The sequence below is a fragment of the Paenibacillus sp. FSL R5-0378 genome (assembly GCF_038009285.1).
Taxonomy (GTDB): domain Bacteria; phylum Bacillota; class Bacilli; order Paenibacillales; family Paenibacillaceae; genus Paenibacillus_AQ; species Paenibacillus_AQ favisporus.
In genome coordinates this window covers 4659698-4685722 of record NZ_JBBPAY010000001.1, presented here as the reverse complement: position 1 = coordinate 4685722, position 26025 = coordinate 4659698, and the positions used below count along the sequence as shown (strand labels likewise).

Genomic DNA, 26025 nt, shown 5'->3' with positions numbered 1-26025 from the left:
ACTGTTCGAGCGCTAGGGGTTTTTTATTAGGGAGAGCTATTCGGAGGGTTCTCAAGAGTTTTCATCATAAGTGGAACATGAAGCAGATCTGTTCAAATATCGACTCGGGCGAAAGGCCGCGGACATCTCTTTGGATAGAATAAAAGTCACGGCTAAGCACCATCTGGAGCATATCGGCTTTAAAAACACTGTCACTGTCTGCACTTAATGTCTCGGAAGCTGCCATCTTATCGAATAACGACACAAAAATTTTGTTCAGCTCATTGTAGATGGGGCTGCTTGTCCGCGACTTGGGTCGGTTTGTCTGCGAGGAGTCCTCGACGCCGATCAAGAGCTGCGATTTCTTCTCCCGGAACCGGATGAACAAACGGATAAAATATTTCAACTGCTCTTGCGCCGGCTCCGTGCGGTGTTGTTCCAAGTAGGACTCGTATTCCTCGAATAGAAGGTCGGCGCTGTCGCGGATCAAATCCAGGCACAATTCACTTTTGTTTTTGTATCGGCGATAGAGCGTTCCAGGCCCGACCTGCGCTTCCGATGCGATCTGGTTCATGCTGACGGCTTCTACACCATGCTGTTCAAACAGCCGAAGCGCCGCATCCAAGATGCGCTGACGATTCGCCGCCGCGTCGCGGCGTTCGGAACGGGGTGGGGATGTATCGGTTTCTTTCATCTGTACATCACGTCCTTGAATTCGATTTCGATCACGGTTGACAAGTGGAGATGTCTCCGCTTAATATGAAGTGGAGGGTTCTCCGCTTAATCATATCATATGGACTAGGAGTGTTCAACGAATGACACAGATCAATTCTGCTTTGTTAGTTATGGACTTGCAGAACGCTATTGCCGGGCACCTTGGCGACAAGCAAGCGCTGTTCCCGTACAAGATAGCGCTGGAAGCCGCACGCAATCACAACATTCCGGTCATCTTCGTGCGAGTTGCCTTCCGCGAAGGCTATCCGGAGATCAGCCCGATGAACCGAATGTTCGCGAGAGCGGCTCAATACGGCGGCATGACGGTGAACGACGAGACGACGCAAATTCATCCGGAGCTGGCGCCTCAGCCAGGAGAGCCGATCGTTACTAAGAAGCGCGTCAGTGCCTTCGCTGGCAGCGATCTGGAGATGATTCTTCGCGCTAAGGGCATCAACCAGCTTATTCTGAGCGGCATCTCCACAAGCGGCGTTGTACTGTCGACGTTGACGGAAGCAGCGGATAAAGATTATCAGCTTACCGTTCTATCCGATGCTTGCTTCGATCCCGATCCAGAAGTGCACCGCGTTCTGCTCGAGAAAGTATTCACCAAACGGGCGGATGTTGTGACGGTAGACGCGTGGGTCGATACTTTGGTGTAAAGAAGGCGCATTTGTAATGCAGATATGGAAAAGAAATTTATGGGTCTGCTGGTTCGGCATGTTTATGACGGGTGTAGGCATGAGCCAGATCGCGCCTGTTTTACCTCTCTTCATTAAGCAGCTCGGCGTTGAGAACGCATCCTGGATCTCCCAATTGTCTGGCGTCGCATTCGGTGTGACTTATATTATCTCCGCTATATTCTCGCCGATCTGGGGACGCGCGGCAGACAAATATGGTCGCAAGCCTATGCTGCTCAGAGCCAGCCTTGGCATGGCGATCGTCATCGGCTGCATGGGTTTCGCGCCGAATGTCTACTGGCTGATCGGCTTAAGGTTGCTGCAAGGCGTCATTACAGGCTATGGCACGGCCTGCACAACGTTGATCGCGACCCAGACAAGCAAGGAACATTCGGGTTGGGCTCTGGGCACGCTATCAACGGCCAACATCGCGGGCTCCCTGCTCGGACCGTTGATCGGCGGCTTAATCGAAGAGCATTTCGGGATGCAGAACATTTTCTACATCACAGGTGGCTTCATGTTCATCGCCTTCCTGACGACCTTATTCTTCGTGAAAGAGACGTTCGTCCGTACGGAAAAAAAGGTGCCGAGCTTCAAGGAAGTCTGGGCTCAAGTTCCGCAGCCAAGCTTAACGATCACCTTGTTCGTTACGTACTTCGTAATGTCAATCGCCACGTATTCGGTCCAACCGGTGCTTACGGTCTTTGTCGATCAGATTGCACATGATCTGGGCCACGTCGCATTGATCTCAGGAGCGATTTTCTCGGCTTCGGGATTGGCTACTATCATTGCTGCTCCTCGGTTGGGGAAGCTGTCAGATAAGATCGGGGCACATCAGATCATGCTCTTCACGCTGATCGTGGCAGGTATATTGTTCATCCCGCAGGCGTTCGTCCATAATCCTTGGGAACTGATGGCGCTTCGCTTCCTGCTAGGATTGGCGGCAGGCGGGCTAAATCCATCGGTTAACGTCTTACTGAAGAAGATCACGCCGTCCAATCTGACCGGCCGCGTGTTCGGATTGAATATGTCGGCTGCCTATCTCGGCGTCTTTGGCGGTTCGGTGCTTGGCGGTCAAATCGCAGGGCATCTTGGTGTCCGATATGTTTTCCTTGTCACTGGCGGATTGCTGTTGATGAATGCTATTTGGGTTTACTTCAAAGTGTACGGCAAGCTGCAGAGGGGAAAATTACTAGAATAACATCCAGAAACAAAGCTCAGAACAAGGGGCAGAGTCGCGACCCGATAAACGAAAGGAGCGCATAAAATCATGCAGATCAAGTGGTATGGCCATTCGTCATTCCAGTTCACCTCGGACGCCGGAACCAGGATTCTTGTCGATCCCTACTACAAGTTCCTCGGCTACCGCATGCCGATCCCGATCGAATCGGACATCGTCGTCGTGACCCACGATCACGGTGATCACAATAAGATTCAAGCCGCCTCAGGCGATTATTTGGTCGTGAACGAGCCGAAGGAGTACAGTGTAGGAGACGTGGATATTAGCGGCTTCCGCACGTTCCACGACAAGGTGAACGGTCAGAAAAGAGGCCCGAACATCGTGTTCCGCTTCCGGATGGACGGGTTGACGATCTGCCACTGCGGGGATCTGGGCCATCTGCTAACGGAGGAGCAAGCGAACGCCATCGGCCCAGTGGATGTCCTCCTCGTTCCCGTGGGCGGAAGGATGACGCTGAACGGGGCGGAGGCGGCACAGGTGATGCGGCAATTGCAGGCGACCGTGGCGATTCCGATGCACTACAGCACGAAGGCGCTCGGCCTACTCGGACGATTGTTCTTCGCTAAGGAGGATAAGTTTATCCAGGCTGTAGGGGTTAAGACGACTCACGTTCAGACGCTGAACTTATCCAAGGAGAACGTGGCCCAATATGCCGGGATCGTGACGATGGAGTATAAATAGCAGCCAACCAGCTTCCGCGCGGAAGCTGGTTTTTTCCTTTTCCTCAAGCTTGGCTGTTGCCTAGGAATGAACTATGCGAAGATGTGGGGCAACCTTCTAAGCCGATCGGTCTCCCTGATCCCGGCTTTGTTTGAGCTCGATCCTAAGTGAAGCAAGAATTATGGATGCATCGTTCGGTTTAACCAAAGTTTCATGTTAGTTGATTTTTTTAACTGAAATTAATTACGACTCCATTGTCATCATTCCACTCCTTTCGTTAGACTTATTAACGGAAGGTGATGATAATGAGAGAAATCAATATCGCCGAGGTGCTTGCTCGAAAACGAAAAGAAAAGGGCATGACCCAGGAGGATGTCTCCAATTTTATAGGAGTATCGAAAGCCTCGGTCTCCAAATGGGAAACAGGCCAAAGTTACCCGGATATTACAATGCTGCCGCTTCTTGCCTCATTCTTTAATACAACCATTGATGATTTAATGGATTATCGACCGCAATTAGAACCGGATGATATTCGAAAACTATGCGATCAGTTATCCAGTGCTTTCGATTCACAACCATTGGATGAAGCTTTGAACCAATGCCGTGAAATAACGAAGAAATACTGCGCCTGCTTTCCGTTGCTAAAAAAAGTGGGAATGTTGATCCTAAACCACAGTACACTCTTGCAAGATGTTTCTGAGATGAACGTGTTGATCCAAGAGGCAAAGAGGCTTTTTGTACGAGTAAAAGAAGAAAGTGACGACATAGAACTCATCCATCAAGCCGTGTATTTGGAAGCAAGCTGCTGCATGGCCCTTGGCGATCCTAATAAGGCACTGGACCTGCTTGGGGAAATGAACCCGCCACTCATGCCCGTCGAATGGATCAAATCTTTCGCATACCAAATGCTTGGCAACACGGATAACTCGAAAGCTTTCCTGCAAATGGGCATGTACCGGCATGTCACTACATTGTTCGGACTTATGATCTCTTACTTAATGTCTTCGGTGGATCACATTAAAACATTCGAGGAGATCTATCGACGAGCACTTGCCCTAGCGGAAGCCTTCGATTTTAAGCATCTAAACCCTAACCTGTATGCAAACCTTTTTCTTACAGCTGCTCTAGGGTATACGACTCTGGGAGATAAAGAACAGGCGCTGGATAACCTCAAACGATTCACAGAACTCGCAGCTCGTCATCAGAAGCGGACTGCAGCAGGCGGGGACTCCTTTTTTGACTTGATCCATGATCAGTTAGCAGAGTGGGGCTCGGGGATGTGGTTCATGGGCAATACACAGCACCAGCGAAAAAAGATGTACGAAATGATTGCGAATCATCCTGAGCTATCTGCGTTTCTGGATGATCCCCGTTTCAAAAAAGTATTGGAGAAGCTCATCTGCAACGTTTGGGGGGAATTCCGTTGAATTTGACAATCCCCGCAAATGTCATGAGTAGAATCGGACCGTGGAGGAATCTTTTTAAACTAGTTCCCTTTATCGGAAAGTACCGACTGTCCTTTATGTTCGGGGTAGGCGCTGTTCTGGCGAGTTCGATTTTGACAGTTCCCATCCCGTATCTAACAGGGATATTGCTTGATCGGGTTTTATTAAAAGATAAGAACATCAACGACATGTTTTTGTTGTTAGGCATGATGGCTGTTCTATATCTGGTGCAGTATGCATGTTCTCTTTTATCTGGACGGTTGTTTGTAAAAATAAGTTATTCGATCGTTAATGAGTTAAAGTATTTGGTCATGTCAAAAGTATTATCATTGCCAATGAGTTACCTCTCAACCACTGAAAAAGGATACCTTCAGGGACGAGTGGCTGAATGCAATTCAGTTGGAAATGCCTTTTCGCCAGTCATTATCAGTATGGTGCTTAGCGTATTAAATGCCATGTTTGCAGTGATCACGATGTTCGCCATTAATTATAAAATATCTTGCGTAGTTATTGTTTTAGTACCTGTCTTCATTTTTTTATCCAAATCATCCAACAAAAAATTTTTGAACAGCACAAGGGAAATGATGGAGTCGTCCGCTGTTTTAAGCGGGGAAGTCTTTGAATCCATGAATGGCATCGAGGACATTAAAATTCTCGGCGGTAAAGAGACGCAGCTCTTCAAATTTAAATCCAAGATGAATGAGCTGTTTCACCATAGCGTCAAACAAAACAAGTCATTGATTTTTTTAACTGAAAACGTCAGCTTGTTAAACAACCTGTTCACCCTAATCATATTGTTAATCTCCGGCATCCTCATCTTAAAAGGGCAATTTACGGTTGGAATGTACACATCTTTTTCCCTATACACCACAAAAGTGTTTGCCAGTGCACAAAGTCTCACATCCTTAAATACGATTTTGAAACCGGTTTGCTTGAGTGTCGAAAGAATTTACCAGCTATTGGACATGGAGGACGAAAACAGCGGTAAGGTAGTCGAGTTGGATTCAAGGATTGAAACGATAGAATTCCTCCGTGTAGGATATCGGTATCGATCGGATCTTCCTCTGGTCTTTAATGACTTGACTTTCTCGTTCACGAGAGGGGATAAGGTCCTTCTTCTTGGGGATAACGGTACGGGAAAAACGACGCTTATTAAACTTTTATTAGGGTTGTACCAGCCTGCGTACGGAATCATTTCCTTTAACGGTATCCATGCCTCATCGATTCAAAGCGACTCCTTAAGGCAAAGAATTGGTGTGGTATCCCAGAGTACCTTTCTGTTCCGTGGGACTGTGTTAGACAATATTTTATACGGGCAAAATTGTAACCGCAGCACTGTTGAAAACCTGATTGACGAACTTGGGTTGAAAGAGTATATAGACAGGATGCCAAAAGGACTGGATACCGAAATCAATCAAAACACTTCAGGTGTCTCGGGTGGTCAGGCTCAAATCATCGCTTTTATACGAGCCATGCTTGCCGACAAGGATGTATTAATATTAGATGAACCCACAGCTAACGTCGACGAAGAGACTCGACGCATCATAATTCACTCCTTACGGGAACAGCGATATATGGGTATATTGATTGTGATCTCGCATCAAATGGAAGGAATGGACTTTTTCAATAAAACCATTCATTTGACGAAGACCTTATAAAACCGAGAGAACTCCTTAATGGGGCTCATTTACAGAATCAACGGCAATTGGTCAAACAATCAGTTGCCGTTAATAGCCGCGTAAAATGCGGCTTTTTCCGTAGCCGATAAAGTCACTGTGGTGAATAATAGCCTACTCCTGTTACCCGCATAAACGGAGTTACAACGCTAACTGGCTACATGCGTTAAGCTAACGGGCAGGATCGTTCAAGACCATATAGGTAAAAGATCCGAAAATATCGTGGGAATTCATGATGTGGTAGAGAAGTAGTCATAATGTTTTTTTCACTAATGCTGGACAATTTCTAAATGGGTGGACTTAAACAAAAACAAAAAATCCTTTCGAAAGCACGCTCCGAAGGATTTTGATGTCTGTTCTATCGAAGCCTAATTCAACATTATATCAAAGCGAATGCAATCAGTAATGTTTAGCTATATAAGCTTTCCTTCATTTGCCGGACTTGCTCTTCCATCTCTTGCTTGACGACAGCCAATGCATTCATTTTTCTGTTGACTTCTAGCAGCATTTCTTCATACATTTGGATCATTTCCCGACAAACCTTCTCTGCTTCATCTTTATAATACCCGTCCGTACACTTTAAGGTTTTTTCTATTTGTTTTGTCGTCAATCCTAAGTTCAAGTAAGTTTTGATCGTTTTGATGCGCTCTATGGAAGCTTCATCGAACTCCCGAAAACCATTTTTTAGACGGGAAGCAGTGAGTAAATTGGTTGCTTCATAATGTCGGATTGATCGGGTACTAGCGCCGGTTATTTTAGACAATTGGCTTATTTTCATAGAAATGGCTCCTTTCAAGTGGTATGCTCGGACTAACGTTAGTTATCGTGAGGTTTACGAATCAGCTCTGCTAAATACGAGAAATCTTGCTTGCCGTAGCCCAAATCGATCGCCTGACGGACAAGATTTTTCGCGGCGATTAGTACTCCAACTTCGATGCCGCGGGCTTTGGATGCATGGATAATGTTATCCATTACAGCCTCGGTGGAGATGAGGTTGGATTCAATTCCTGGGTAATGGCTGTTGTCGACCTGATTTGCAAATTCAACCATTATATCGGGCATCATGCCGATGATTTTTCTAGCATAAGGCACGAGATCCGTCGCCGTGATATTCTCCGCACTGGCAATGGCAAGGGCGTGGATGTAACCGGTCATCGATGTCCAGAAAATATCCAGTAATGCTACATCGTATGCTGCTGCACGGCCTGGATCAATACTAAGATATGAGGAAGTGCCTCCCAGACTCATTAGTGTTCTCTGGTGTGTAAGATAAGCATTCTCAGAACCGCTGTACAAAATAGACGCTTCCGGTTGACCAACTGCAGGGACTATAATCGCACCGTCGAGGTAGTTAAATCCGCCTTTTGCAGCCCATGCAGCCATTTGCCTCGCTCCATCCGGGGAACCACTGGTGAGATTTACCAAAGTTCGACCTTTCAGAGAAGCAGCCGAATACTCAAGAATAGAGTATACGGCATTGTAATCGAGTACACAAACGATTACCAACGGGCTTGCCGCAACCGCATCGGCAACCGTATCTGCAACAGTCGCTCCTTGGCTGACAAGCTCGTCTGCTTTACCTTTGGTGCGGTTCCATAACGTAGTCGGATGGCCATTTTGTAAAAATGCAGCAGCCAACATTCGGCCCATTGGACCAAGACCAATGACCGTAACCGGAGAGCGATCAGCAGGGGGGTTCATCGTTTGGTTATTATCATACATACAAATATCTCCTCTCCAACTATTGTTCAGAGTTAATTGTAAATTATGACACTAATGTAATAGCAACGGTAAAGTGCGATGTGAAATATCTATCTCAATCAAAGAGGATTATTGGGCCAATGCCTTCTGAAATAGCTTTAATTATTTCTGAGGCAATAAGACAAGGATGGAAACCCAAGGAGCAAGGTGCTTTATTAAGTTCAAACTTTCTGAAAACAAGCTTATGGCGCTAAACTAAGGGAAAAAGTTAGCTGTAGTCCGTTACGCTAACGCAATATGATTACTGAATAATAAGTATAGCATTCACAACCCGACGTTATGGAAATGGCAGCGTCAATACAAACTGTACGGTTGCAAAGGATTGGAGAATCGTAAGCTACAGGCGGTGCTGGATTATAAGGTGGTTTGTCTAAGTACCAGGTTATCGAAAACACTGTCTTGCAGGCAGCCCCAGGAAGCAAGCCAATGCTTCATAGCGACAGCGGTTTCCAATACACATCGCTGGACTTTAAAGCGCTCTTGGACGAAAGCGAACTGTCTCAGAGCATGTCTCGAGTTGGGCGATGCATCGATAATGGCCCCATGCAATCATTTTGGGAAACTCTAAAATGCGAGAAGTATTATTTGCATACGTACCACACTTTTGATGAGATCGAAAAGGACATTATTTCATATATCCACTTTAGGTGAATTAGAAGTTATTTTTTGGGGGACGGAAGTTTTACTGGCATAATAAATCTTTGAATTTGGTAAGGGCAGGATCGTTTATTTATAAGTGATCTCTACTTTTCACTTTAAAACAATAGCGTTGTTAATGGATAAATTATCTTATCCCATATCTGAAATGGAGGTTAATAAATGAGTAATAAAGCAGCTTTAAGTTATGATCGGACAGCAGAAGAAATACTAAAGTATAAAGAATTCGATGAACAACGCCTTCTTGAGCCAATAAGTGAAGGGAAGTGGTCAGTCAAGGAAATCATAGGACATCTATATTATTGGGATAAGTTTATTTTACAGAATCATGTCCCCTATATGAATGAGGGTTCCAACTTGAACGCTTTCCCTAATCATGACTCACATAATAGAGAAGCCATCGAATACATAAGTGTTTTTACAACAACTGGTTCTTTAATAGATGAGTTTGTCCTGAATCGAAGAATATTAATTAAAGCGATATCTGGAATCGACAGTAATGCTAAGTTCACCATTGGTTCTGGAAAACGTCAGTTTACAGTGGATAAATACTTGAAGATATTCATTGACCACGATTTTCATCACCTTAAACAAATGAATGAACGACTAAGCTAACGGGATACCATAGTTAAAAAACTTACAAGTAAGAAGCTGCCGAAAGCTGATCGGCAGCTTCATTTTTGAGGTATCACATGATCCTGATGTATTTGCCCTTCAGAAGTAAAAAACATTTTTGAGGGTGAGGATAATCCCGAAAAATGAATCAGCAGCATTAAAGTAAGAAAACAAGAGTAAGCGAACGATAAGATTGTCTTACCTGGAAACGATTATTTATATTGTGTTAATCTGGCTAGTAGTGTACTCAATATAGAGAGGGGGATGTTACTTGAAAAGAACCGTATTATATATAGAAGATAATGAAAAGATAGGCAGTTTGGTAAAAGAAGAATTGGAAAAACGAGGATTTTCAGTTCAGTGGCTGCTTTCTGGTGAAGGAGCCGAAAAAGAAGTAAATCAGCATGAGATCGTTATATTGGATATCATGTTACCTGGTTTAGATGGTTTTACTGTGGGAAAACGATTAAAAAAGGCAGCTCCTGCTGTTCCTATTTTGCTGTTATCCGCTCGAACATCGATCGATGATAAGGTAGATGGCTTACAATTTGCTGATGACTATTTAACGAAACCATTCCATACGGATGAATTAGTTGCAAGATTGGAAGTATTAATCCGTCGAAGTGGTGTCACACATTCCGAACGCATTTTATTAGGAAATCATATTGAAGTAGATCCGGAAGGCCAAATGGTATTTGACAAACGCACAGGTGAAGAAATTATATTGACGGGGAAACAACATCAAATTTTAATGTATTTCTTACGCCATCCTAATCAAGTTTTACCTAAAGAACAAATTTATGAAGCAATTTGGCAAGAAGCTTATATAACTGGTGATAAAACAGTAATGGTGCATATCCGTCGGCTACGTCAAAAGTTGGAACGTAATCCAGATTCCCCAGAGATTATCGAAACGTTGAAGGGAATAGGCTACCGGGTGAAACTATGAAACAGAACAGATCATTATTTCGTCGGTTTCTAAAAGTACATTTTCTATTTATCTTTCTTCCTCCGATAATGCTGATTTTCATCAGTGCGTTTTTTGGGGTTTCAAATACACATGAAAAAAATGTGAATACGTTAAATCTGTTTTACATTTCCGTGCTATTGTTTGGTTTTATTATGGTCGCATTTGTTATATTATCTTGGCTGTTCTTCTTGAAACTTCAAAAACGTCTCGCTCACTTACAGGAAGTCATGTCATCTTCAGCTAAAAATAACTCATTTCCTAAACCCATATCTGTTCAAGCGGCTCGTATGGATGAGATAGACCAGTTAGGAAGTTCTTTTAATTGGATGATTCAGCGGCTTGAAGACAGTCGTAAGCGGGAATATGAAGAGGAGTTATTACGACATCGACTCATTGCGAATTTATCTCACGATTTACGAACACCACTTACTATTTTGAGAGGACACGTCACCAGATTAAATAAAGAATCTATAAGTTTAGATGGACAGAATTCATTAACAGAGATAAATCATACGATTACTAGAGTCGGAGATCTAATGGATGATTTATTTTCCTACACATTGCTTACATCAGGGAAACATCCTTTTCAATCCACTTCAACAGATATTGGACGTTTAGTAAGAGCATCTGTTGCTGCGTGGTATCCTCTATTTGAAGAAAAAGAAATTCAGCTCGATGTTGATTTACCGACAGAGGAGACTTTTTATTGGGAAGCAGATCCTAAATGGATGACACGAATTCTGGATAATTTATTTCAGAATATTATTCGCCATGCAGCAGAGGGAAAATATATAAACATTGTGGTTGATGTAGAAAAAGAACAGATTATTGTTGCAGACAGAGGTCCAGGTATGGATAACTCATCCTACTAGGGCGGAGCGGGGATTGGTTTATCGACTTCAAATTATATGTTAAAAAAAATGAAGCTGAAAGCTGATTTTACATCCAATGAAAATGGAACAAGAGTAGCTATTGGCAGAGCTTAACCTAGAGTTAACCCAGAAGTAAACAGCATGATAACCGAGATGTAACCTTGCTTCTTTATAATTGGACCATAACAGAAAGGAAGTGTTATGGTTGCTTATCATTAATAACTTAGTCAAACATCGCGGAACTCAAGAAATCTTATCAGGTATCAGTTTTAAAGCTAGACCAGGTAGAGTAACGGGTTTTTTAGGTCCAAACGGGGCAGGTAAAAGTTCTACACTACGGATCCTGCTTGGGTTAGATCGTGCCACCTCAGGAAATGCACTAATTGATGGGAAGCCATTCGCAGAGTTACATAATCCTCTAACAACAATAGGTGCCGCACTTGATGGATCTGGAGCTCATCGTATGCGAACAGGACGGGCGCACTTGCGTTGGATGGCACATGCCGCAGGATTGTCTCGCTCACGTGTTGAAGAAGTGCTGGATATAGTAGGTCTTACGAATGCAGCCGGTAAAAGAGTCGGGAAGTATTCCCTCGGTATGGGGAGAAGACTTGGGATGGCAGCTGCACTGCTTGGCGATCCCAAAATATTGGTTTTAGATGAGCCCGTAAACGGCCTCGACCCGGAAGGAATTCGCTGGATTCGGACATTTTTACGTGAACGTGCTGCGTCTGGTAATACGGTGTTACTATCCAGTCATCTTATGGGAGAGCTTGCAGAGACTGTTGATGATGTGGTGATTATTCATCACGGAAAAATCGTTGCAGATGGAACATTGGAAGAAGTAATAGGTAACCGTTCCACGCTAGAGGAAGCCTTTTTTGCCCTGACATCTGGACTTGCAGGTGATGTTGTATGAGAGCGTTCAACGCGGAATTATCTAAATTGTTCTCCCTGCCGGGCATTTGGCTTGCCTTTCTTATTGGAGCAGTAGCCCCAGCGGTCATTGCTGCTTTGGATAGTACCGCACAAAAAGAAGAGATTATAGCTGGAGTTGGCACACGGCTATCGGAAGTTGGCTACATTGGATTAGGTCTTGGTGTACAAGGCGTCATTATTCTCGGTGTGCTTGCCGTCAGCAGCGAGTATTTGGCAGAGGGCAATGAATCCGGCGGAGGACAGCAGATTACAACAAGTTTAACGGTTGTTTCATCAAGGATTCATTTTTTGTTGGCAAAAGCAGGCGCTGTGACAGTGATCAGCATATTGCTTAGTGTTGTGGCTATTATGACAACGGTGTCTGCTACGCATCTTGTTCTTGGCGAGTACACCCCTGCATTTGAATGGCCTAAACTGCTCGGTGCAGTTTGTTACTGGGCATTCACTGCTCTTTTAGCATTTGGGATTACTGTTCTAACAAAGCATGGCATGATCCCGCTTGCTGTGCTCATCATAAATACATCCTTTGTATCATTCAGCTTCCTTCTTTCTAAGGTTACAAAGTTGGCGTTATACTTACCGGATCGGGCCGGCTTTGAAATGTTTATGTTTCTGAGCAATAGATTTCTCACCCCGTTCACAGGCGGTTTAGTCATGTTTGCCTGGGTCGTCGTTCTTTTCATTGCTGCAGCTATCGTATTCCATAAAAGGGACGTTGCATCATGAGTTTCCCTTCGAGTAAAAAGATAACCCGAATCCTTGGCGCTGAACTGGATAAATTAGTTACACTACCTTCAATATGGCTCACTCTTACAGGTACATTCATTCTTAATTTACTGTTAGCTGCAGCTTTTACTTCTGTTGGTCTACAAGGGGCAGCAGGAACGCAAAGTATACTGAATATAGGACTTGCTTCTATGAGATATCTTCAAGCAGGGTTCATTATTCTTGGTATACTAGCTACTTGTTCGGAGTACACTGGTGGACAGATTCGAACTACTTTAGCTACGATACCTTGGCGGGGGGTTCAATTATCCACGAAGCATTTCGCATTGGCAATTATAACCATTCCTGCGGCATTTATTATGGCTGCTTCAGGTGTTCTATATACTTTTACGATGATGAGAGACACAGCAGTAGTGATTGAAATAGACACGATGATAAAAATACTATTAGGTGCAACAGGTTATCTAACATGTACCACACTTCTTAGTGCAGCTATAGGTGCTTTATTTAGAAGAACCACTCCTGCTTTAGTTGTGCTGCTTGGTTATTATTTCGTTGTCAGTCCATTGACGAGAGATTTTCCTACTATTAGAAATTACTTTCCAGATACAGCAGGATATTATATGTATATGCCGCCTTCCACTGATGAAATAAATTACCTTACACCCATGCAAGGGGCAGGTATTTCAATGTTATGGACACTGATTTTGATTACAGTAGCTATTGTACTTTTCCGTAAACGAGATGCCTAAGTTTTAGGTTTAAGATGAAATATGATGAAAGGCAGCCTACTATGAACAAATTTATCGAAATTAAGGGTGCACGGGTTCATAATTTGAAAAATATCGATCTTCGGATTCCACGGGGTAAATTGACCGTGATAACCGGAGTATCCGGCAGCGGGAAATCCAGTCTTGCATTCGACACATTGTATGAGGAGGGCAAGCGCCGATACCTTATGTTTTCGGGTACGCAGTTTATGGTGGATGCCGCACCGACCTTTGATCAAATCACAGGTCTAGCCCCTACCGTCGCAGTGGAACAAAGAATTATTCGCCAATCCAATCCACGTAGCACGGTTGGAACGCGGACAAAGATTGGCAATATGCTCGCCGTTTTATTTGCTACATATGGCAAGAGAGATCCCAATTACGACGATGGGCTTTCCCTAAGCATGGACATGTTCCTGAGGAACTCACCGAAAGGAATGTGCGTAAAGTGCTTAGGTAATGGAAACGTGTATTCCATTGATGAAGATAAAATATTCTCTGATGGAAGAACACAGTTAAAAGATCTATTAGTCGAACGGTTGCTATATCGGGGAGGAGCCAGAAAGAGGTTGGACGAATTTTGTTCATATCATGGACTGACTGTAACGCAACCGCTTCATACTTTGAACCATGAACAACTGTTAGCTTTAAAATATGGAGACCATGGAAAGACAAGTTTTCAGGGTGTCATTCCTTGGCTGTTGAATGGATTTAAATATGGTGAAATTAGCGGTAGGCAAAATGGCATTTTATCTGAAGCGTACGGAAAGAAGGAACCGTGCAACAAATGTGGAGGAGCCGGCTTGGGTGAACAGGCAATGCATACAACAATAGCCGGAAAAACCATAACAGATCTGGAGAATATGTATATTAGAGATTTGAATGATTTTTTAACAACGGAAAACTCTGAGTTATTCGGTATGACGCTGATCAACGAGATTCATCTTAAGTTGGATTGTATGATTGATGTGGGCCTTCACCATCTTTCATTGTCGCGACCTGTCCCAACCTTGTCGGGTGGCGAAATACAACGCTTGTTCCTCGCTTCCTCTATCATTGCTCAGATGGATTCCATCATCTTTATATTCGATGAGCCGACCATTGGTTTGCATGAAATTGAGAAAGCAAAGCTTATTCAAATTATTCAAAATCTGGTTAATCGGGGGAATACGGTAATAGCTGTTGAGCACGATGAAAATTTTATGCGCGCTGCAGATTATATCATTGATCTAGGACCTGATGCTGGAATTTTTGGAGGTCATCGTATCTTTCAAGGCAGCTTCGACGATTTTATGACATGTGAATTATCGAGAACCTCGCCATATCTAGCCGATCAAAAAAAGCTGCAAGTAAAGCAGACATATTCTAAGATAAACCCGGAAAAAATGCTGACGGTTGAAAATGCATGCCTACATAATCTTCGCCACTTAACTGTACAAATCCCCCTCGGGGTAATGGTAGGGATCGCGGGGGTATCGGGCAGTGGAAAATCGAGTTTAATCTCAGGCACTTTGGTCCCTAAACTAAAAGAGTTTCTTACAATTACAGATGAAGACGAAGAAACGGTATTTTTATCCGATGTAAGGGTAAGTGGAATTGAACATATCAAGAAATGCTTGGTCATTGATCAAAAACCTATAGGAAGAAGCAGAACCTCTTGTCCAGCTACATACACGGGGATATACGATCGGATCCGAAAAATGTTTGCAGGCACGTCTGATTCGATAGAGAGAGGATATGGAGCAGGATTATTTTCACTGAACTCTGAAGGTGGATGCCGTCAATGCAAAGGTGATCAAGTGATTAAATATCATGTGGGCTTTGGAAACTATATCGAACAAAATTGTGACGCTTGCGGGGGAACAGGCTTTATAGAAGAAGCCATGGAAATAACGATTGAAGGCAAAAATATACGGCAAATCCTCGAAATGAGCGTATCGGAAGCGATAGATTTTTTCGGAAATGAGGAAAGTGCCGCATATGATAAGAATATCTGCCATTTACTTTTCACTCTTGAACGAGTAGGACTGGGGTATTATTAAGCTGGGGCAGCAAACACCGACCATTTCCGGCGGGGAGTCTCAAAGAATTAAACTCGCTAAAGAGCTTGGCAAGCAATCGGGTAAGGATCGTTTGTATATTCTCGATGAGCCTACAACCGGCTTATCTTTTTCAGATAGTGAAAAACTAATCCAGCTGATGCTGGAATTAACAGAGAATGGGAATTCGGTCATTGTGACTGAGCATGACCCCGCTGTGTTAAGCAATTGCGATTATATTATAGAATTGGGGCCAGGAGGCGGCAGTGATGGTGGGTTTATTATTGCGCTCGGATCTCCAGAGCAGTTAAAAAGAAACGAAAAATCGATTATCGGCAGGTATTTGAGATGAATTTAGAGTGGCAATATTCCACGCCCCAGGCGGAAGGCATGGATGCGGAGATGTTAGGCGACCTTGATTATTTTATTAAACAAAAGCGATATCGGCTTGTCAACAGCGTCCTTGTTGTGAAAAACGGGAAAATTGTTTTTGAACGATATTACAACAAGTATAATGAAAATACCAGAAATCATATTAAATCGATATGGAAAAGTATTCTTTCTTTACTGATGGGGATTTGTCTCGATAAAGGCATGATTCGAAGCCTGGACGAGCCAATCGGCGATTACTTGCCCGCGTTTCAAAGGGGTGTCCATCCTTATCATAAGGCCATAACGATTCGTCATCTTCTCACCATGTCATCAGGGATTTTCTGGAACGGCGGCGTTCATTATCATTGCCCGATGGTCGAGCAAATGAAGCGGACGAGGGATTGGGTCGCACATGTCGCAGATGTTGCGATGAAGGACTATCCTGGAAGCAGCTACGTGTATAAAGAATGGGACGTGCTATTGTTATCTGCTGTTATTGGAAATGCTTTCGGAAATACATCATATGAACTGTGTGAGGAGTTTTTATATATGCCTCTAGGAATATCGAGTGGAAGATGGGCTGAAAGCCCTTGTGGTGTATCGTATACCGTGATGAAAGGAGAGGAACATTCTAATTTATCTGCCAGAGATCTTGCGAAGATAGGATTTCTAGTTCTAAACAACGGCATTGTAGATGGCCAACGGATTGTTTCTGAACATTACATTAAGGAAATGCTTAGGCCAAACGACAACAACAGCTCATACGGATATTTGTGGTGGATACTGGAAAATGGCTATGCATGCAGGGGATTCGGCGGTCAAGAGATAAATATTCTGCCTAAGCAAAACATGATAACAGTTATCCAGGCTACCCCCACTCCATCAAGCAAAACTTATGGAGATATTCATAAGGAGATTCTTGAGAAATCTGTTGTTTGATTTAGCGCAGTATGTGTTTGCAAAATGGGGAAACAACAATCTAAAACAACACTGCAGCAGCCGGCTGCTAAACGGCTGCTGTTTTTGTTGAACTAACGAGCTGGATCGTTATAAAACACGATCTCAACGTTCCGAAAAACTTAATTTAATAAGTAGATCTTTGCGCTATATAATTAATTATTAGAAACGACATGAATTCTCTTAGGAAACTAAATTGTGCACAAATAGTTGCGATATGAGAACGTAGCATACCTATACTTTTGATAAGAGGAGGGATCAGATGGATTGGCTCACGAGGATGAATCGAGCGATGGATTACATCGAATTGAATCTAACCGGCAAGATCGATTTGAAGGAAGTTGCTCAATGTGCTTGTTGTTCTTCATATCAGTTCCAGAGAATGTTCTCATTTATTACAGATGTGTCTCTTGCGGAATACATAAGGAGAAGACGGCTCACTCTTGCTGCCATTGAATTAAAGAATAGTGATATGAGAGTTGTTGACATTGCGATAAAGTATGGTTATGAATCTCCAGTTTCATTCGCAAGAGCTTTTCAATTGTTGCATGGTGTTAATCCAGCAATGGCTCGAGAAGAAGGGACTGAGCTCAAAGCCTATCCTCGTCTTTCCTTCCTTATTTCAATTAAAGGAGAAAAGGCTATGAACTATCGTATCGAGACAAAAGAACCCTTTCAAGTATTCGGAATCGAAAAATTGTTTCAATTCAACGGTGTAGATACCCCAGCAGAATTATGGAAGCAAAGCCATGCTAATGGAGAGGTTGAAAGGCTTACGGACAATGCAGGTGATCTACCCACTTTTTTAAATCAGAACTATCATAAAGTACATGCTGTTTGTAGCTACAAAAAAACGGAAGAGGGTAGTTTTCCGTATATGCTGTCCGCATTTAAAGGGGATTCAAGTAAAACGGATGGGTACACAATGATAACAATACCAGCTCAAACATGGGCGATTTTCCCCTCTGATCTGTTCACATGGGACAAATTTGATGAAACCATTGAGACATTATATAAACGATTCTTCTCTGAATGGCTTCCTACTGCTGGATACGAGCAGGTCGATGGGATGGAATTTGAAGTTACAGGAGTTAAAGACGGACTTAATTTCGTTGAGCTATGGTTTGCAGTAAGGAAATTAACTTAGGTGTGGTTGTTAAAAACATTTTCTTTGATTTTGGAGGCTGCTAGCTTTTTGGTGAGCTGCACATCGCTCCCTTTAATCGAACATACATTTTGTGTATATTTAACACACACCAATCAAAGGAGGTTAAATATGAGATCAATTGATTTAACAGGAGTTTCCTTCAACAAGTAATAGTTAGAGGTGTAGAAAATCTATGAACGTATTTTTAAAAGGAACAAAAATGGTATATGTATTGCTCATTTTGTTAGTAACGATTACAGGATGCACCACTAAGCCTATATCTCCAGATGAAAATCAATCTCTATCTGATCAACCTCAAAATACGAAACCTATAGAAGATGCTGTAAATGAAACACCAGTTTCCGAAGTGAAGAACATACCATCAAACCCACCGGTTGAGTATGATCCTGCCTGGCCAGATCAAGCGGTACGCTCTTCTAGCGGGCATCTTGTGAACAGTTGTGTTCCTGAAGAGCTACGCGATAAAGCCACTACGTTGACAACCAGTGATGGGGTGCATCTGTCGGCACTTGTGCTTGGCAGCGGAGATAAAGGAGTCCTGCTTGCACACGAGCAAGGCTATAAGTTTTGCTCTTTTCTTGACATGGGAACAGAGCTGGCTGATAGTGGATATCTCGTTGTTATTCCTGAATATCGTAATCATGGTGCCTCACAGAATATTCCGGAGGATAATCAGAATATAGATCGTGATGCAGATGCTGCCTTAAGCGAACTCAAACGATTGGGTGCAAAAAGAGTGTTTTTGGCAGGAGCATCATGTGGCGGTAGTACAGCAATCATTGCAGGCGTTCGTCAAGCGCTGCCGATTGAGGGGCTGATTATTCTTTCTTCTCCTGCACAATGTGGGCCCCTTGATGCCATTCCAAGCGTCGAAAAGATTAAAGCACCATCCGTGTTTGTTTTTTCACCTGGCGATTATGGAGGCTCCATTGAAAAAGAAGTGCGCAAATTATATCAAGCATCCGGAGCAACGGATAAAGAGCTGATTGTAGATGAGAGTGGCTATCACGGAACAGATATGTACCACAAGGGAGAGCATGGTGATATATTAAAGTCCAGGCTAATTGGCTTTGTTAAAAAGGTATTTAATTAAAGTAAATCGGGGCGTAGTGTTGTAAGACGACAAGAACATACATGATTAAAAGCCGCGTAAGAGCGGCTTTTTTTTGTTTTAACGGCAGATTTATGATGCTCGTAGGGCTAATCCGTAATGTCTCCACACCAGCGAGTGATACCTTCATTTATTTTTTGCATTGGATTCGCCTCAGATAGAGAAATCGCCCAGGCAATATGTCCATCCGGACGAATAAGTGCCGTGTGGACGTCGTTCCAATCCGCGTCTGCCTCAGCCAAAGATGCATGTAATACTTGAAGGTTGCTATACGTTTCCCATTGGCCGCTAATCGGTTCATTAGAATGGAACTGCAGCAGAAGAAAAGTACCTTTGTTCAGGAGCGGATAGGAGTTAATCAATTGCCCGTCTTTCAGTTGTAAGCGGAGATCTTTGAACCGTTTCCCGTTTAAAGGATGGGAAGGCGCTTCGGCGTCGGGTGCATAATGTACATCCATGGCGGAAATCTGTGCAGCGATTTGATAATTAGCCTCCGGTATTTGAATCAGATCAGCCAGCATGCTTCGCAGTTCCGTGATGGAAGGAGTCACGTCCAGAAGCAGGGTTTGGACCTCGGTATTCCGGAGCAAGGCCGTATTCCATGGGAAACGTTCGGTATGATAACTGTCCAATAGCCATTCCGGAGCCCAGCCTTTGATGGCTCCTGCAAGCTTCCAGCCTAAGTTCATCGCTTCTTGTAAGCCGACGTTCATTCCCTGTCCACCAGCCGGAAAATGAATGTGCGCCGAATCTCCCGCTAAGAACAATCGACCATTCCGATACCGACCCGCCTGCCGCGTCGCATTTCCGAAACGGGACATCCATTTTACATCGTTCAATCCCAGGTCGCTTCCGGTCGTACGGATGAGTGATGAACGAAACTCTTCCAAGGTAACCTTCTCATCCTTAGAGATGTTACGTCTCTCCATATCGATAATCAAGACCCGATAGATATGATCATTGATCGGCATGATGCTGACCAAACCTTTTTCTGTAATTCGGGATATAACACTCATAGGAGCCAAATCAGATAGAACGGCATCTCCCAGAATAGCTGTAAAGGTCGCATCTGTACCTTCAAAGGATATATTTGCAGATTTGCGAACCAAACTTCTGGCTCCATCCGTACCTACCACATAAGCTGATCTTAACGTTGTTTCTCCATGAGGTCCGGCGATCTTAACGTCGACCCCATCCTCATCCTGATGCACAGATAGAGCCTCAAACCCTCTCCAGACCTCTGCGCCAAGGCTAAGAGCCCATTCCTCCAGCACCTTCTCCGTCTCACTCTGCGGTAAAAAGAGAGTGTGATTGGAAGAAGAATCCAACACAGAGAAATCCAAAGGAGTTTCTAATCCGGCAAAATGTCCTCTCGAAAGTAAGCGGCCTTTACTGATTAGTTGTGATTTCACTCCACGCATATCTAATATTTCAAGGGTTCGTGGATGTACGGTAAGCGCACGTGAATACGGGGTTGTCTCTTTTAATCGCTCAATGACGCAGACCTTTACACCGGCTAATGCCAATTCTCCAGCTAACATCATGCCGACAGGTCCGCCACCGATAAGGATGACTTCAAATTTCATATCAATAACCTCTTTTCTTAAACATTATGGGAAGATTACGATAGCGTCTATTTCGATAAGCCATTCAGGATCGGCTAGTGCTTGAACGCCTATATAGGTACTTGCTGTCTTCGGCCAGTTAGAGCCAAACACATGAAATCCGGCGTCAAAAATAATCGAAATCAATTCCGGGTGGTGGTTTACCACAAAAATGTTCATTTTTGCAATGTACAATGGATCCGCTCGCACGGCTTCCAATGCATATTTAAGATTGGTGAACACTTGAATCGCTTGCGCGTAATAGTCCCTTGAACCGACCAATGCGCCTGTTTCATCTACAGCAACCTGACCTGAGATGAAGGCCAGTTTAGAGGCAGTAGTTACCACGACATGGGAAATGACAGATGTAACTTGATCCGTCAATGTCTTGGGATTCACGATTTCCATAGGCAGGCATGAACCTCCTTCATTAATTATTGTTTCACTTGAATCTTTTTCGATACTTATAAAACAGGGTGTTATAAAAATTATATATAATTTATGTTTCATATGAAACAAAATAATTGTACGCGGTCACTCTTTATCCTGTCAACCCCAATTTCAATATGCGAGTAAGTCTATATTTCTCTGGAAACAATCTGTGATGTGATGTGGCAAATAAGTCGAGGAGCCATTGTGAAGGACTTCCTAAAATGCTTGTCGAATGTGTTCCTATTCGAGCCCTTCTGAAGAGGTGTTGAGACCAATGCTTAGGAAACCATCGGACAAGGATCTAGAAAAGTACTTCCAGGATATTGAGGAAATATTACGAGAGCAGCACGGCATGACCTTCAAATTTATAAATGAAGAGGGACGGTTTGTTCATACTTATTGCGCTGGACAATTAATGTCCAAAATGGGTTTGGAGGAAAGAGACGTCATTGGGAAAGAACTTAAGGACTTTCTCCCAGCTGGGAAAGCGGCAGCCAAGGAACGACACTATGTTAAAGCCTGGGAAGGAAATGAAGGAGTCACGTATGAAGGGGAATCGAAAGGCATCTATTATTTGGCATCGCTGAGGCCAATTCGACGAGATGGTAAGGTCATTGAGGTTATTGCCTCATGCGTGGATATTACGGAACGGAAAAAGGCGGAACAAGAGCTGGAAAGAACTAAGAAATTGCTGGAATCGATCATTGATGACTCGGCAGATGGTATTTGTATCATAGATACAGGGGGAAATGTGATACGTGTAAACCATTCATTTGAAATGTTATATGGTTGGTCTGAAAATGAGTTGATTGGCAGGCAGTTGCCCATTGTCCCGCCGGAGATGGAAGATGAATTCAAATCCATTACCCAAGAAATCCAAGGTGATATGCTGGCAAAGACTTTTGAGACGGTTCGGCGGAATAAAGCCGGAGAGTTAGTACATGTTTCTATAACCCTTTCTCCAATTAAAAATGGCTACGGCGAAATTATTGCATTGACAGGCATTACCCGTGACATCTCTGAGCGCATAAAATCTGAAGAATTTTTCCGGAAAGCAGATAAATTAAATGTTGTTGGACAATTGGCCGCAGGGCTAGCACACGAAATCCGCAATCCTTTAACATCACTAAAGGGCTTTCTTCAGCTTATGAAGGAATCTGATAAGAGAAGAGTCGAGCACTGTGAGATTATGTTATCTGAGGTCGACCGGATGAATAGTATTATCAATGAGCTATTGATATTCTCCAAGCCGCAGCCGAAGGTTTTAAAAAGGAACGATATAGGTACCCTTTTGTATAGTGTAATAAATTTATTAGAAGCCCAAGCTACAATGAATGGGGTTCAAGTTTACATAGAAATACATGGAGATCTTCCTCCAATTTGTTGTTCGGAAGTGGATATTAAACAAGTGTTCGTCAATGTATTAAAAAATGCAATTGAGGCAACTCCGAATGGTGGCAAAATTCAGATCGTCGCCTTTGAGCAATTGAATGAGCTCATAATCCGTATTAAGGATGAAGGTGTTGGGATACCTACTGACAACCTTCATCGGTTAGGGGAACCCTTTTATACGACAAAGGAACAGGGGACAGGGCTTGGTTTGATGATGTGCTATAAAATTATTCATGACCATAAAGGGAACTTGAGCATTCGAAGCGCACTTAATCAAGGAACCACGGTCGATATCAAATTACCTGTAACGGAATAACTACTCTGGAATATCGATCCGGTGGTTTGAGTTTAACAGTAAAAATAGTTTAAGGAAAATAGAGGCGAGAACTATAGCTGAAGTGTATTACGGTAGGAGCATAAACGATTTTCTTATGTTCCCTTCTTCTCCAGCAGCGCCAATTTGTTGTCTAGCATCCGAGCGAGAAGAGACTGCGATTGTTCCAATTCTCTTTTCCTATGGTCCATTTCCTTCATCTTCTTCCGCAAAAATTCTATGGCCTTGGAGAGCTCAAGTTTGTTCTCGTCTTCTTCCTTCAAAATAACTTTGATTTCCCTTATCGTAAAACCCGCAGCCTGAACCCTTTTAATCAGTAAAAGGTGTTCGACCGCTTCCTCGGTATATTCACGATAATTATTGTCCCTGCGCTCAACGTGGCGTCTATCCAGCAATCCTTCCTTCTCGTAATAACGAATGGTCGGCGGATTTAACCCGGTCTTCTGCGCCAGCACATGAATTTTCATACTTCCTCCCGCGTAAGGCTTGACCTTCAAGTATACTTTATAGTTTATACTTTAGAGGTCTAATGGAACCTTGTCAAACCTATTGGCACAATAGTCGATCAGAAGGAGGAGCTGTGAATGAACGCTCAGAAAAGGAATTCACCGACCAGAGCTGTAGTTTTGGGGGGCGGTGGCGTGACGGGGATCGCATGGGAGGTTGGTGTCTTAGCGGGTCTGCTCGAATCCGGAGTAGACCTCCATCGAGCTGACGTGATCATCGGAACGTCCGCCGGTGCCTTTGTCGGAGCAGCCTTGGCCAGTGGATACGACATGAATAATCTGTTTGCCGCCCAGTCGGAGGCGAACGCGGCCGAGTTACCGGTCGCCGCTTCCGATGAATTGAGGCAAGCGTGGTATAGGGCATTTGCCACGGGAGGAAGCGATCCGCGAAAAGTCGGGGCAGAATTTGGCCTTATCGCCAAAAATACTCCCTCCCCCGTGTCGCCTGAACAGCGGCGCGCCGTGGTCGAGAGTCGCCTTGTGAACAGAAAATGGCCGGCGAATCTTAAGGTGACCGCCATCGATGCCGAAACCGGGCAACTTCATACTTTCGATCATCAATCGGGAGTTTCTTTGCTCGATGCCGTGTCAGCCAGCGGAGCCGTTCCGGGAATTTGGCCGCTTGTATCGATCGGTGACCGCTCTTGGACCGACGGAGGAATGGTGTCCACGACCAATTCAAGGCTGGCTGAAGGTTACGATCGGATCGTGATTCTCTCCCCGATGCCAAATGGTTATGGCTCCATCCCGGGAGCGGCGGAGGATGCGGCAAGCATGCGTACAAACGCGGACGTTTATCTTATAACTCCCGATGAACGCAGCGTTGTGGCCATCGGCCCGAATCCATACGACCCGGCCCGCCGCAGCGTAACAGCGATCGCCGGACGGGAGCAGGGATGCTCTATAGCCGAAGCCGTTCTGACTATTTGGTAATGCTATTCAAATTGAATGGGTAGGAATTCTCTGGGTCACTCAGTGTTATGTCGGTTATTTGATTCGAACTATGGACAAAGCCAAGTCAGATGAATGAGTTGGCTTTGTCCATAGGCATTTTTTGACTACATAAGAGTCAAGACATCACGATCCAGCCGTTATAGCTCTTAAGAAGGCTCATTACGCTAACGGGTAGGATAGTTCTCCTATAATGTTTTTTTAACTATACATTGCATCCAGATTATGTTGAAATTATGAGTGAATGGGCTTAAATATGATAATTGTGGTTGATGGACTTGGAGGAATGGGGAATGTCTTTTATCAAAGGAATAGAATTATGCCGTCGATTTCATATCGAAATCGTTGAGCCTGTAATGACGGACAGTTACCCTTTCTTGTCCTATTCATCGGCTCTAATTGGTCCCGGTAGCGAAGTGCTCGGATATGATACGGAAATGTCGACTGATCACGATTGGGTTCCCCGGGTATATCTTTTTCTTAACCAACCAGATATCGGGTATTCCGAACTCATACAATCAACTCTGCAAGAACGAGCTCCAGAACGGTTTTATGGCTTTCCCGTAGATATAGGGAGGAGCGTAATTACCACAGTGCCGAGGTTCATTGAAAGTTACCTGGCTGTAAGCAAAATTGAAGAGTTAGAGCCTGTAGATTGGCTAACCTTTCCTTCGCAGTCACTTCTCGAAATAACACGGGGGGAAGTTTATAGGGACGATAACGGTCAACTTTCCACATTACGCAAACGATTCGCATATTACCCTCACGATATTTGGTTATACCTTATGGCATCCAGTTGGCAGCGAATCGGTCAAGAAGAACATCTGATGCATCGTTCGGGTTTAATAGGGGATGAACTTGGCTCAGCAATTATTGCTTCCCGCCTTGTCCGCGATATTATAAATCTCTGTTTTCTCATGGAGCGTCAATATGCACCTTATCCAAAATGGTTTGGTACTGCATTTAAACGTTTGAAATGTTCTGATCAAATACTTCCTTACCTTTGGACTGCTCAAACAGCGGTTACATGGAGAGAACGCGAGTATGCTTTGAATAATGCTTACAAACATCTATCACATATGCACAACGGACTAAAGATCACTGAAAAGATCCCTGATGAAGTTTCATACTTTTTTGATCGTCCTTTTAAAGTCATGAGCGGTGGAGATATTGCTTGCCTCATCGCAAATCAAATTGTCGATACAGACATTCGACAGTTATCCAAAAAACGTTTGATTGGTAACATTGACCAGATCACAGACAACACGGATTTCAGGAACATGAATAAGTGGTCTGAGGGAGAAGGAGTTTACGCAAGAAAAGCTTTGAAAAAACTATTTAAGCCCGGTTTGTAACTTAAATCCAAATGGCTCCCACGGTGACCGTTAAGAGCCGGGATGAGGCGCTGCAGGCTGTGTTTTCCAGAATCGACCCCTACGGCATTGTGCGAGAAGT

25 protein-coding genes are annotated in these 26025 nt (G+C 43.8%); 19 read left to right on the top strand and 6 right to left on the bottom strand.

Annotated elements, in window-relative coordinates:
- Positions 1–64: 64 nt before the first annotated feature.
- Positions 65–673: a TetR/AcrR family transcriptional regulator gene (locus MKY74_RS21700; protein WP_076165104.1), complete on the bottom strand. Its 609-nt coding sequence runs from the start codon at positions 671–673 to the stop codon at positions 65–67.
- A 121-nt stretch (positions 674–794) separates the two neighbouring features.
- On the opposite strand from MKY74_RS21700, the gene MKY74_RS21695 reads away from it, so the two are divergent.
- From MKY74_RS21695 to MKY74_RS21675, 5 genes are all read left to right on the top strand, one after another.
- On the top strand, positions 795–1355 hold the full coding sequence (locus MKY74_RS21695; protein WP_076165107.1) for a cysteine hydrolase family protein: 561 nt from the start codon (positions 795–797) through the stop codon (positions 1353–1355).
- Between the two features lie 16 nt (positions 1356–1371).
- Positions 1372–2574 carry a multidrug efflux MFS transporter gene (locus MKY74_RS21690; RefSeq protein WP_076165109.1) on the top strand — a complete coding sequence of 401 codons (1203 nt, stop codon included), beginning with the start codon at positions 1372–1374 and terminating at the stop codon, positions 2572–2574.
- A 69-nt stretch (positions 2575–2643) separates the two neighbouring features.
- On the top strand, positions 2644–3294 hold the full coding sequence (locus MKY74_RS21685; RefSeq protein ID WP_076165111.1) for an MBL fold metallo-hydrolase: 651 nt from the start codon (positions 2644–2646) through the stop codon (positions 3292–3294).
- A gap of 284 nt (positions 3295–3578) precedes the next feature.
- Positions 3579–4700 carry a helix-turn-helix domain-containing protein gene (locus tag MKY74_RS21680; RefSeq protein WP_076165114.1) on the top strand — a complete coding sequence of 374 codons (1122 nt, stop codon included), beginning with the start codon at positions 3579–3581 and terminating at the stop codon, positions 4698–4700.
- Positions 4697–6376, top strand: a complete 1680-nt coding sequence (locus MKY74_RS21675) for an ABC transporter ATP-binding protein (RefSeq protein ID WP_208629219.1) — start codon at positions 4697–4699, stop codon at positions 6374–6376. Before MKY74_RS21680 ends, MKY74_RS21675 begins: the two co-directional genes overlap by 4 nt.
- Positions 6377–6803: 427 nt before the next feature.
- On the opposite strand, the gene MKY74_RS21670 is transcribed toward MKY74_RS21675, so the two are convergent.
- Together MKY74_RS21670 and MKY74_RS21665 are read right to left on the bottom strand one after the other, a co-directional pair.
- Entirely contained in the window at positions 6804–7172 is a 369-nt protein-coding gene (locus MKY74_RS21670) for a MerR family transcriptional regulator (protein WP_076165116.1), read from the bottom strand.
- Between the two features lie 38 nt (positions 7173–7210).
- Positions 7211–8116, bottom strand: coding sequence for an NAD(P)-dependent oxidoreductase (locus MKY74_RS21665; RefSeq protein WP_076165118.1), 906 nt, complete (start codon positions 8114–8116; stop codon positions 7211–7213).
- Positions 8117–8974: 858 nt separating this feature from the next.
- On the opposite strand from MKY74_RS21665, the gene MKY74_RS21655 reads away from it, so the two are divergent.
- The 11 genes from MKY74_RS21655 to MKY74_RS21605 all read left to right on the top strand — a co-directional run bounded on the left by MKY74_RS21655 (position 8975) and on the right by MKY74_RS21605 (position 19333).
- Complete coding sequence (locus MKY74_RS21655; protein ID WP_076165121.1) at positions 8975–9427, top strand: DinB family protein; 453 nt, start codon at positions 8975–8977, stop codon at positions 9425–9427.
- 271 nt (positions 9428–9698) lie between these two features.
- Positions 9699–10376 (top strand): response regulator transcription factor, encoded by a 678-nt coding sequence (locus MKY74_RS21650; protein WP_076165123.1) that lies wholly within the window; start codon positions 9699–9701, stop codon positions 10374–10376.
- Complete coding sequence (locus tag MKY74_RS21645; protein ID WP_244169134.1) at positions 10373–11269, top strand: HAMP domain-containing sensor histidine kinase; 897 nt, start codon at positions 10373–10375, stop codon at positions 11267–11269. Before MKY74_RS21650 ends, MKY74_RS21645 begins: the two co-directional genes overlap by 4 nt.
- A 205-nt stretch (positions 11270–11474) precedes the next feature.
- Complete coding sequence (locus tag MKY74_RS21640) at positions 11475–12188, top strand: ABC transporter ATP-binding protein (RefSeq protein WP_076165125.1); 714 nt, start codon at positions 11475–11477, stop codon at positions 12186–12188.
- Positions 12185–12934 carry an ABC transporter permease gene (locus MKY74_RS21635; protein ID WP_076165128.1) on the top strand — a complete coding sequence of 250 codons (750 nt, stop codon included), beginning with the start codon at positions 12185–12187 and terminating at the stop codon, positions 12932–12934. The genes MKY74_RS21640 and MKY74_RS21635 overlap by 4 nt, the downstream gene beginning before the upstream one ends.
- A complete protein-coding gene (locus MKY74_RS21630) occupies positions 12931–13686 on the top strand; it encodes an ABC transporter permease (protein ID WP_076165131.1) in 756 nt (251 codons plus the stop codon). The genes MKY74_RS21635 and MKY74_RS21630 overlap by 4 nt, the downstream gene beginning before the upstream one ends.
- A gap of 41 nt (positions 13687–13727) precedes the next feature.
- Entirely contained in the window at positions 13728–15746 is a 2019-nt protein-coding gene (locus MKY74_RS21625) for a hypothetical protein (RefSeq protein ID WP_208629225.1), read from the top strand.
- Positions 15747–15837: 91 nt separating this feature from the next.
- Entirely contained in the window at positions 15838–16095 is a 258-nt protein-coding gene (locus tag MKY74_RS21620; protein ID WP_208629227.1) for a hypothetical protein, read from the top strand.
- A complete protein-coding gene (locus tag MKY74_RS21615) occupies positions 16092–17054 on the top strand; it encodes a serine hydrolase domain-containing protein (RefSeq protein WP_076165133.1) in 963 nt (320 codons plus the stop codon). The genes MKY74_RS21620 and MKY74_RS21615 overlap by 4 nt, the downstream gene beginning before the upstream one ends.
- A 310-nt stretch (positions 17055–17364) precedes the next feature.
- Positions 17365–18219: an AraC family transcriptional regulator gene (locus tag MKY74_RS21610; protein ID WP_244169135.1), complete on the top strand. Its 855-nt coding sequence runs from the start codon at positions 17365–17367 to the stop codon at positions 18217–18219.
- Positions 18220–18412: 193 nt separating this feature from the next.
- Entirely contained in the window at positions 18413–19333 is a 921-nt protein-coding gene (locus tag MKY74_RS21605) for an alpha/beta hydrolase (RefSeq protein ID WP_076165138.1), read from the top strand.
- 107 nt (positions 19334–19440) lie between these two features.
- Here the strand turns inward: MKY74_RS21605 and MKY74_RS21600 are convergent, their stop codons facing one another.
- Both MKY74_RS21600 and MKY74_RS21595 read right to left on the bottom strand, forming a co-directional pair.
- Positions 19441–20937: a monooxygenase gene (locus tag MKY74_RS21600; RefSeq protein ID WP_076165141.1), complete on the bottom strand. Its 1497-nt coding sequence runs from the start codon at positions 20935–20937 to the stop codon at positions 19441–19443.
- A 24-nt stretch (positions 20938–20961) separates the two neighbouring features.
- A complete protein-coding gene (locus tag MKY74_RS21595; RefSeq protein ID WP_076165144.1) occupies positions 20962–21363 on the bottom strand; it encodes a RidA family protein in 402 nt (133 codons plus the stop codon).
- A gap of 298 nt (positions 21364–21661) precedes the next feature.
- Here MKY74_RS21595 and MKY74_RS21590 point away from each other — a divergent pair, with 298 nt between their 5' ends.
- A complete protein-coding gene (locus MKY74_RS21590; protein WP_076165147.1) occupies positions 21662–23095 on the top strand; it encodes a PAS domain S-box protein in 1434 nt (477 codons plus the stop codon).
- A gap of 113 nt (positions 23096–23208) precedes the next feature.
- On the opposite strand, the gene MKY74_RS21585 is transcribed toward MKY74_RS21590, so the two are convergent.
- Positions 23209–23580 carry a MerR family transcriptional regulator gene (locus MKY74_RS21585; protein ID WP_076165148.1) on the bottom strand — a complete coding sequence of 124 codons (372 nt, stop codon included), beginning with the start codon at positions 23578–23580 and terminating at the stop codon, positions 23209–23211.
- A gap of 117 nt (positions 23581–23697) precedes the next feature.
- Here MKY74_RS21585 and MKY74_RS21580 point away from each other — a divergent pair, with 117 nt between their 5' ends.
- Both MKY74_RS21580 and MKY74_RS21575 read left to right on the top strand, forming a co-directional pair.
- On the top strand, positions 23698–24552 hold the full coding sequence (locus tag MKY74_RS21580; RefSeq protein WP_076165150.1) for a patatin-like phospholipase family protein: 855 nt from the start codon (positions 23698–23700) through the stop codon (positions 24550–24552).
- A gap of 311 nt (positions 24553–24863) precedes the next feature.
- Positions 24864–25925 (top strand): DUF4037 domain-containing protein, encoded by a 1062-nt coding sequence (locus tag MKY74_RS21575; protein WP_076165152.1) that lies wholly within the window; start codon positions 24864–24866, stop codon positions 25923–25925.
- Positions 25926–26025: the final 100 nt, after the last annotated feature.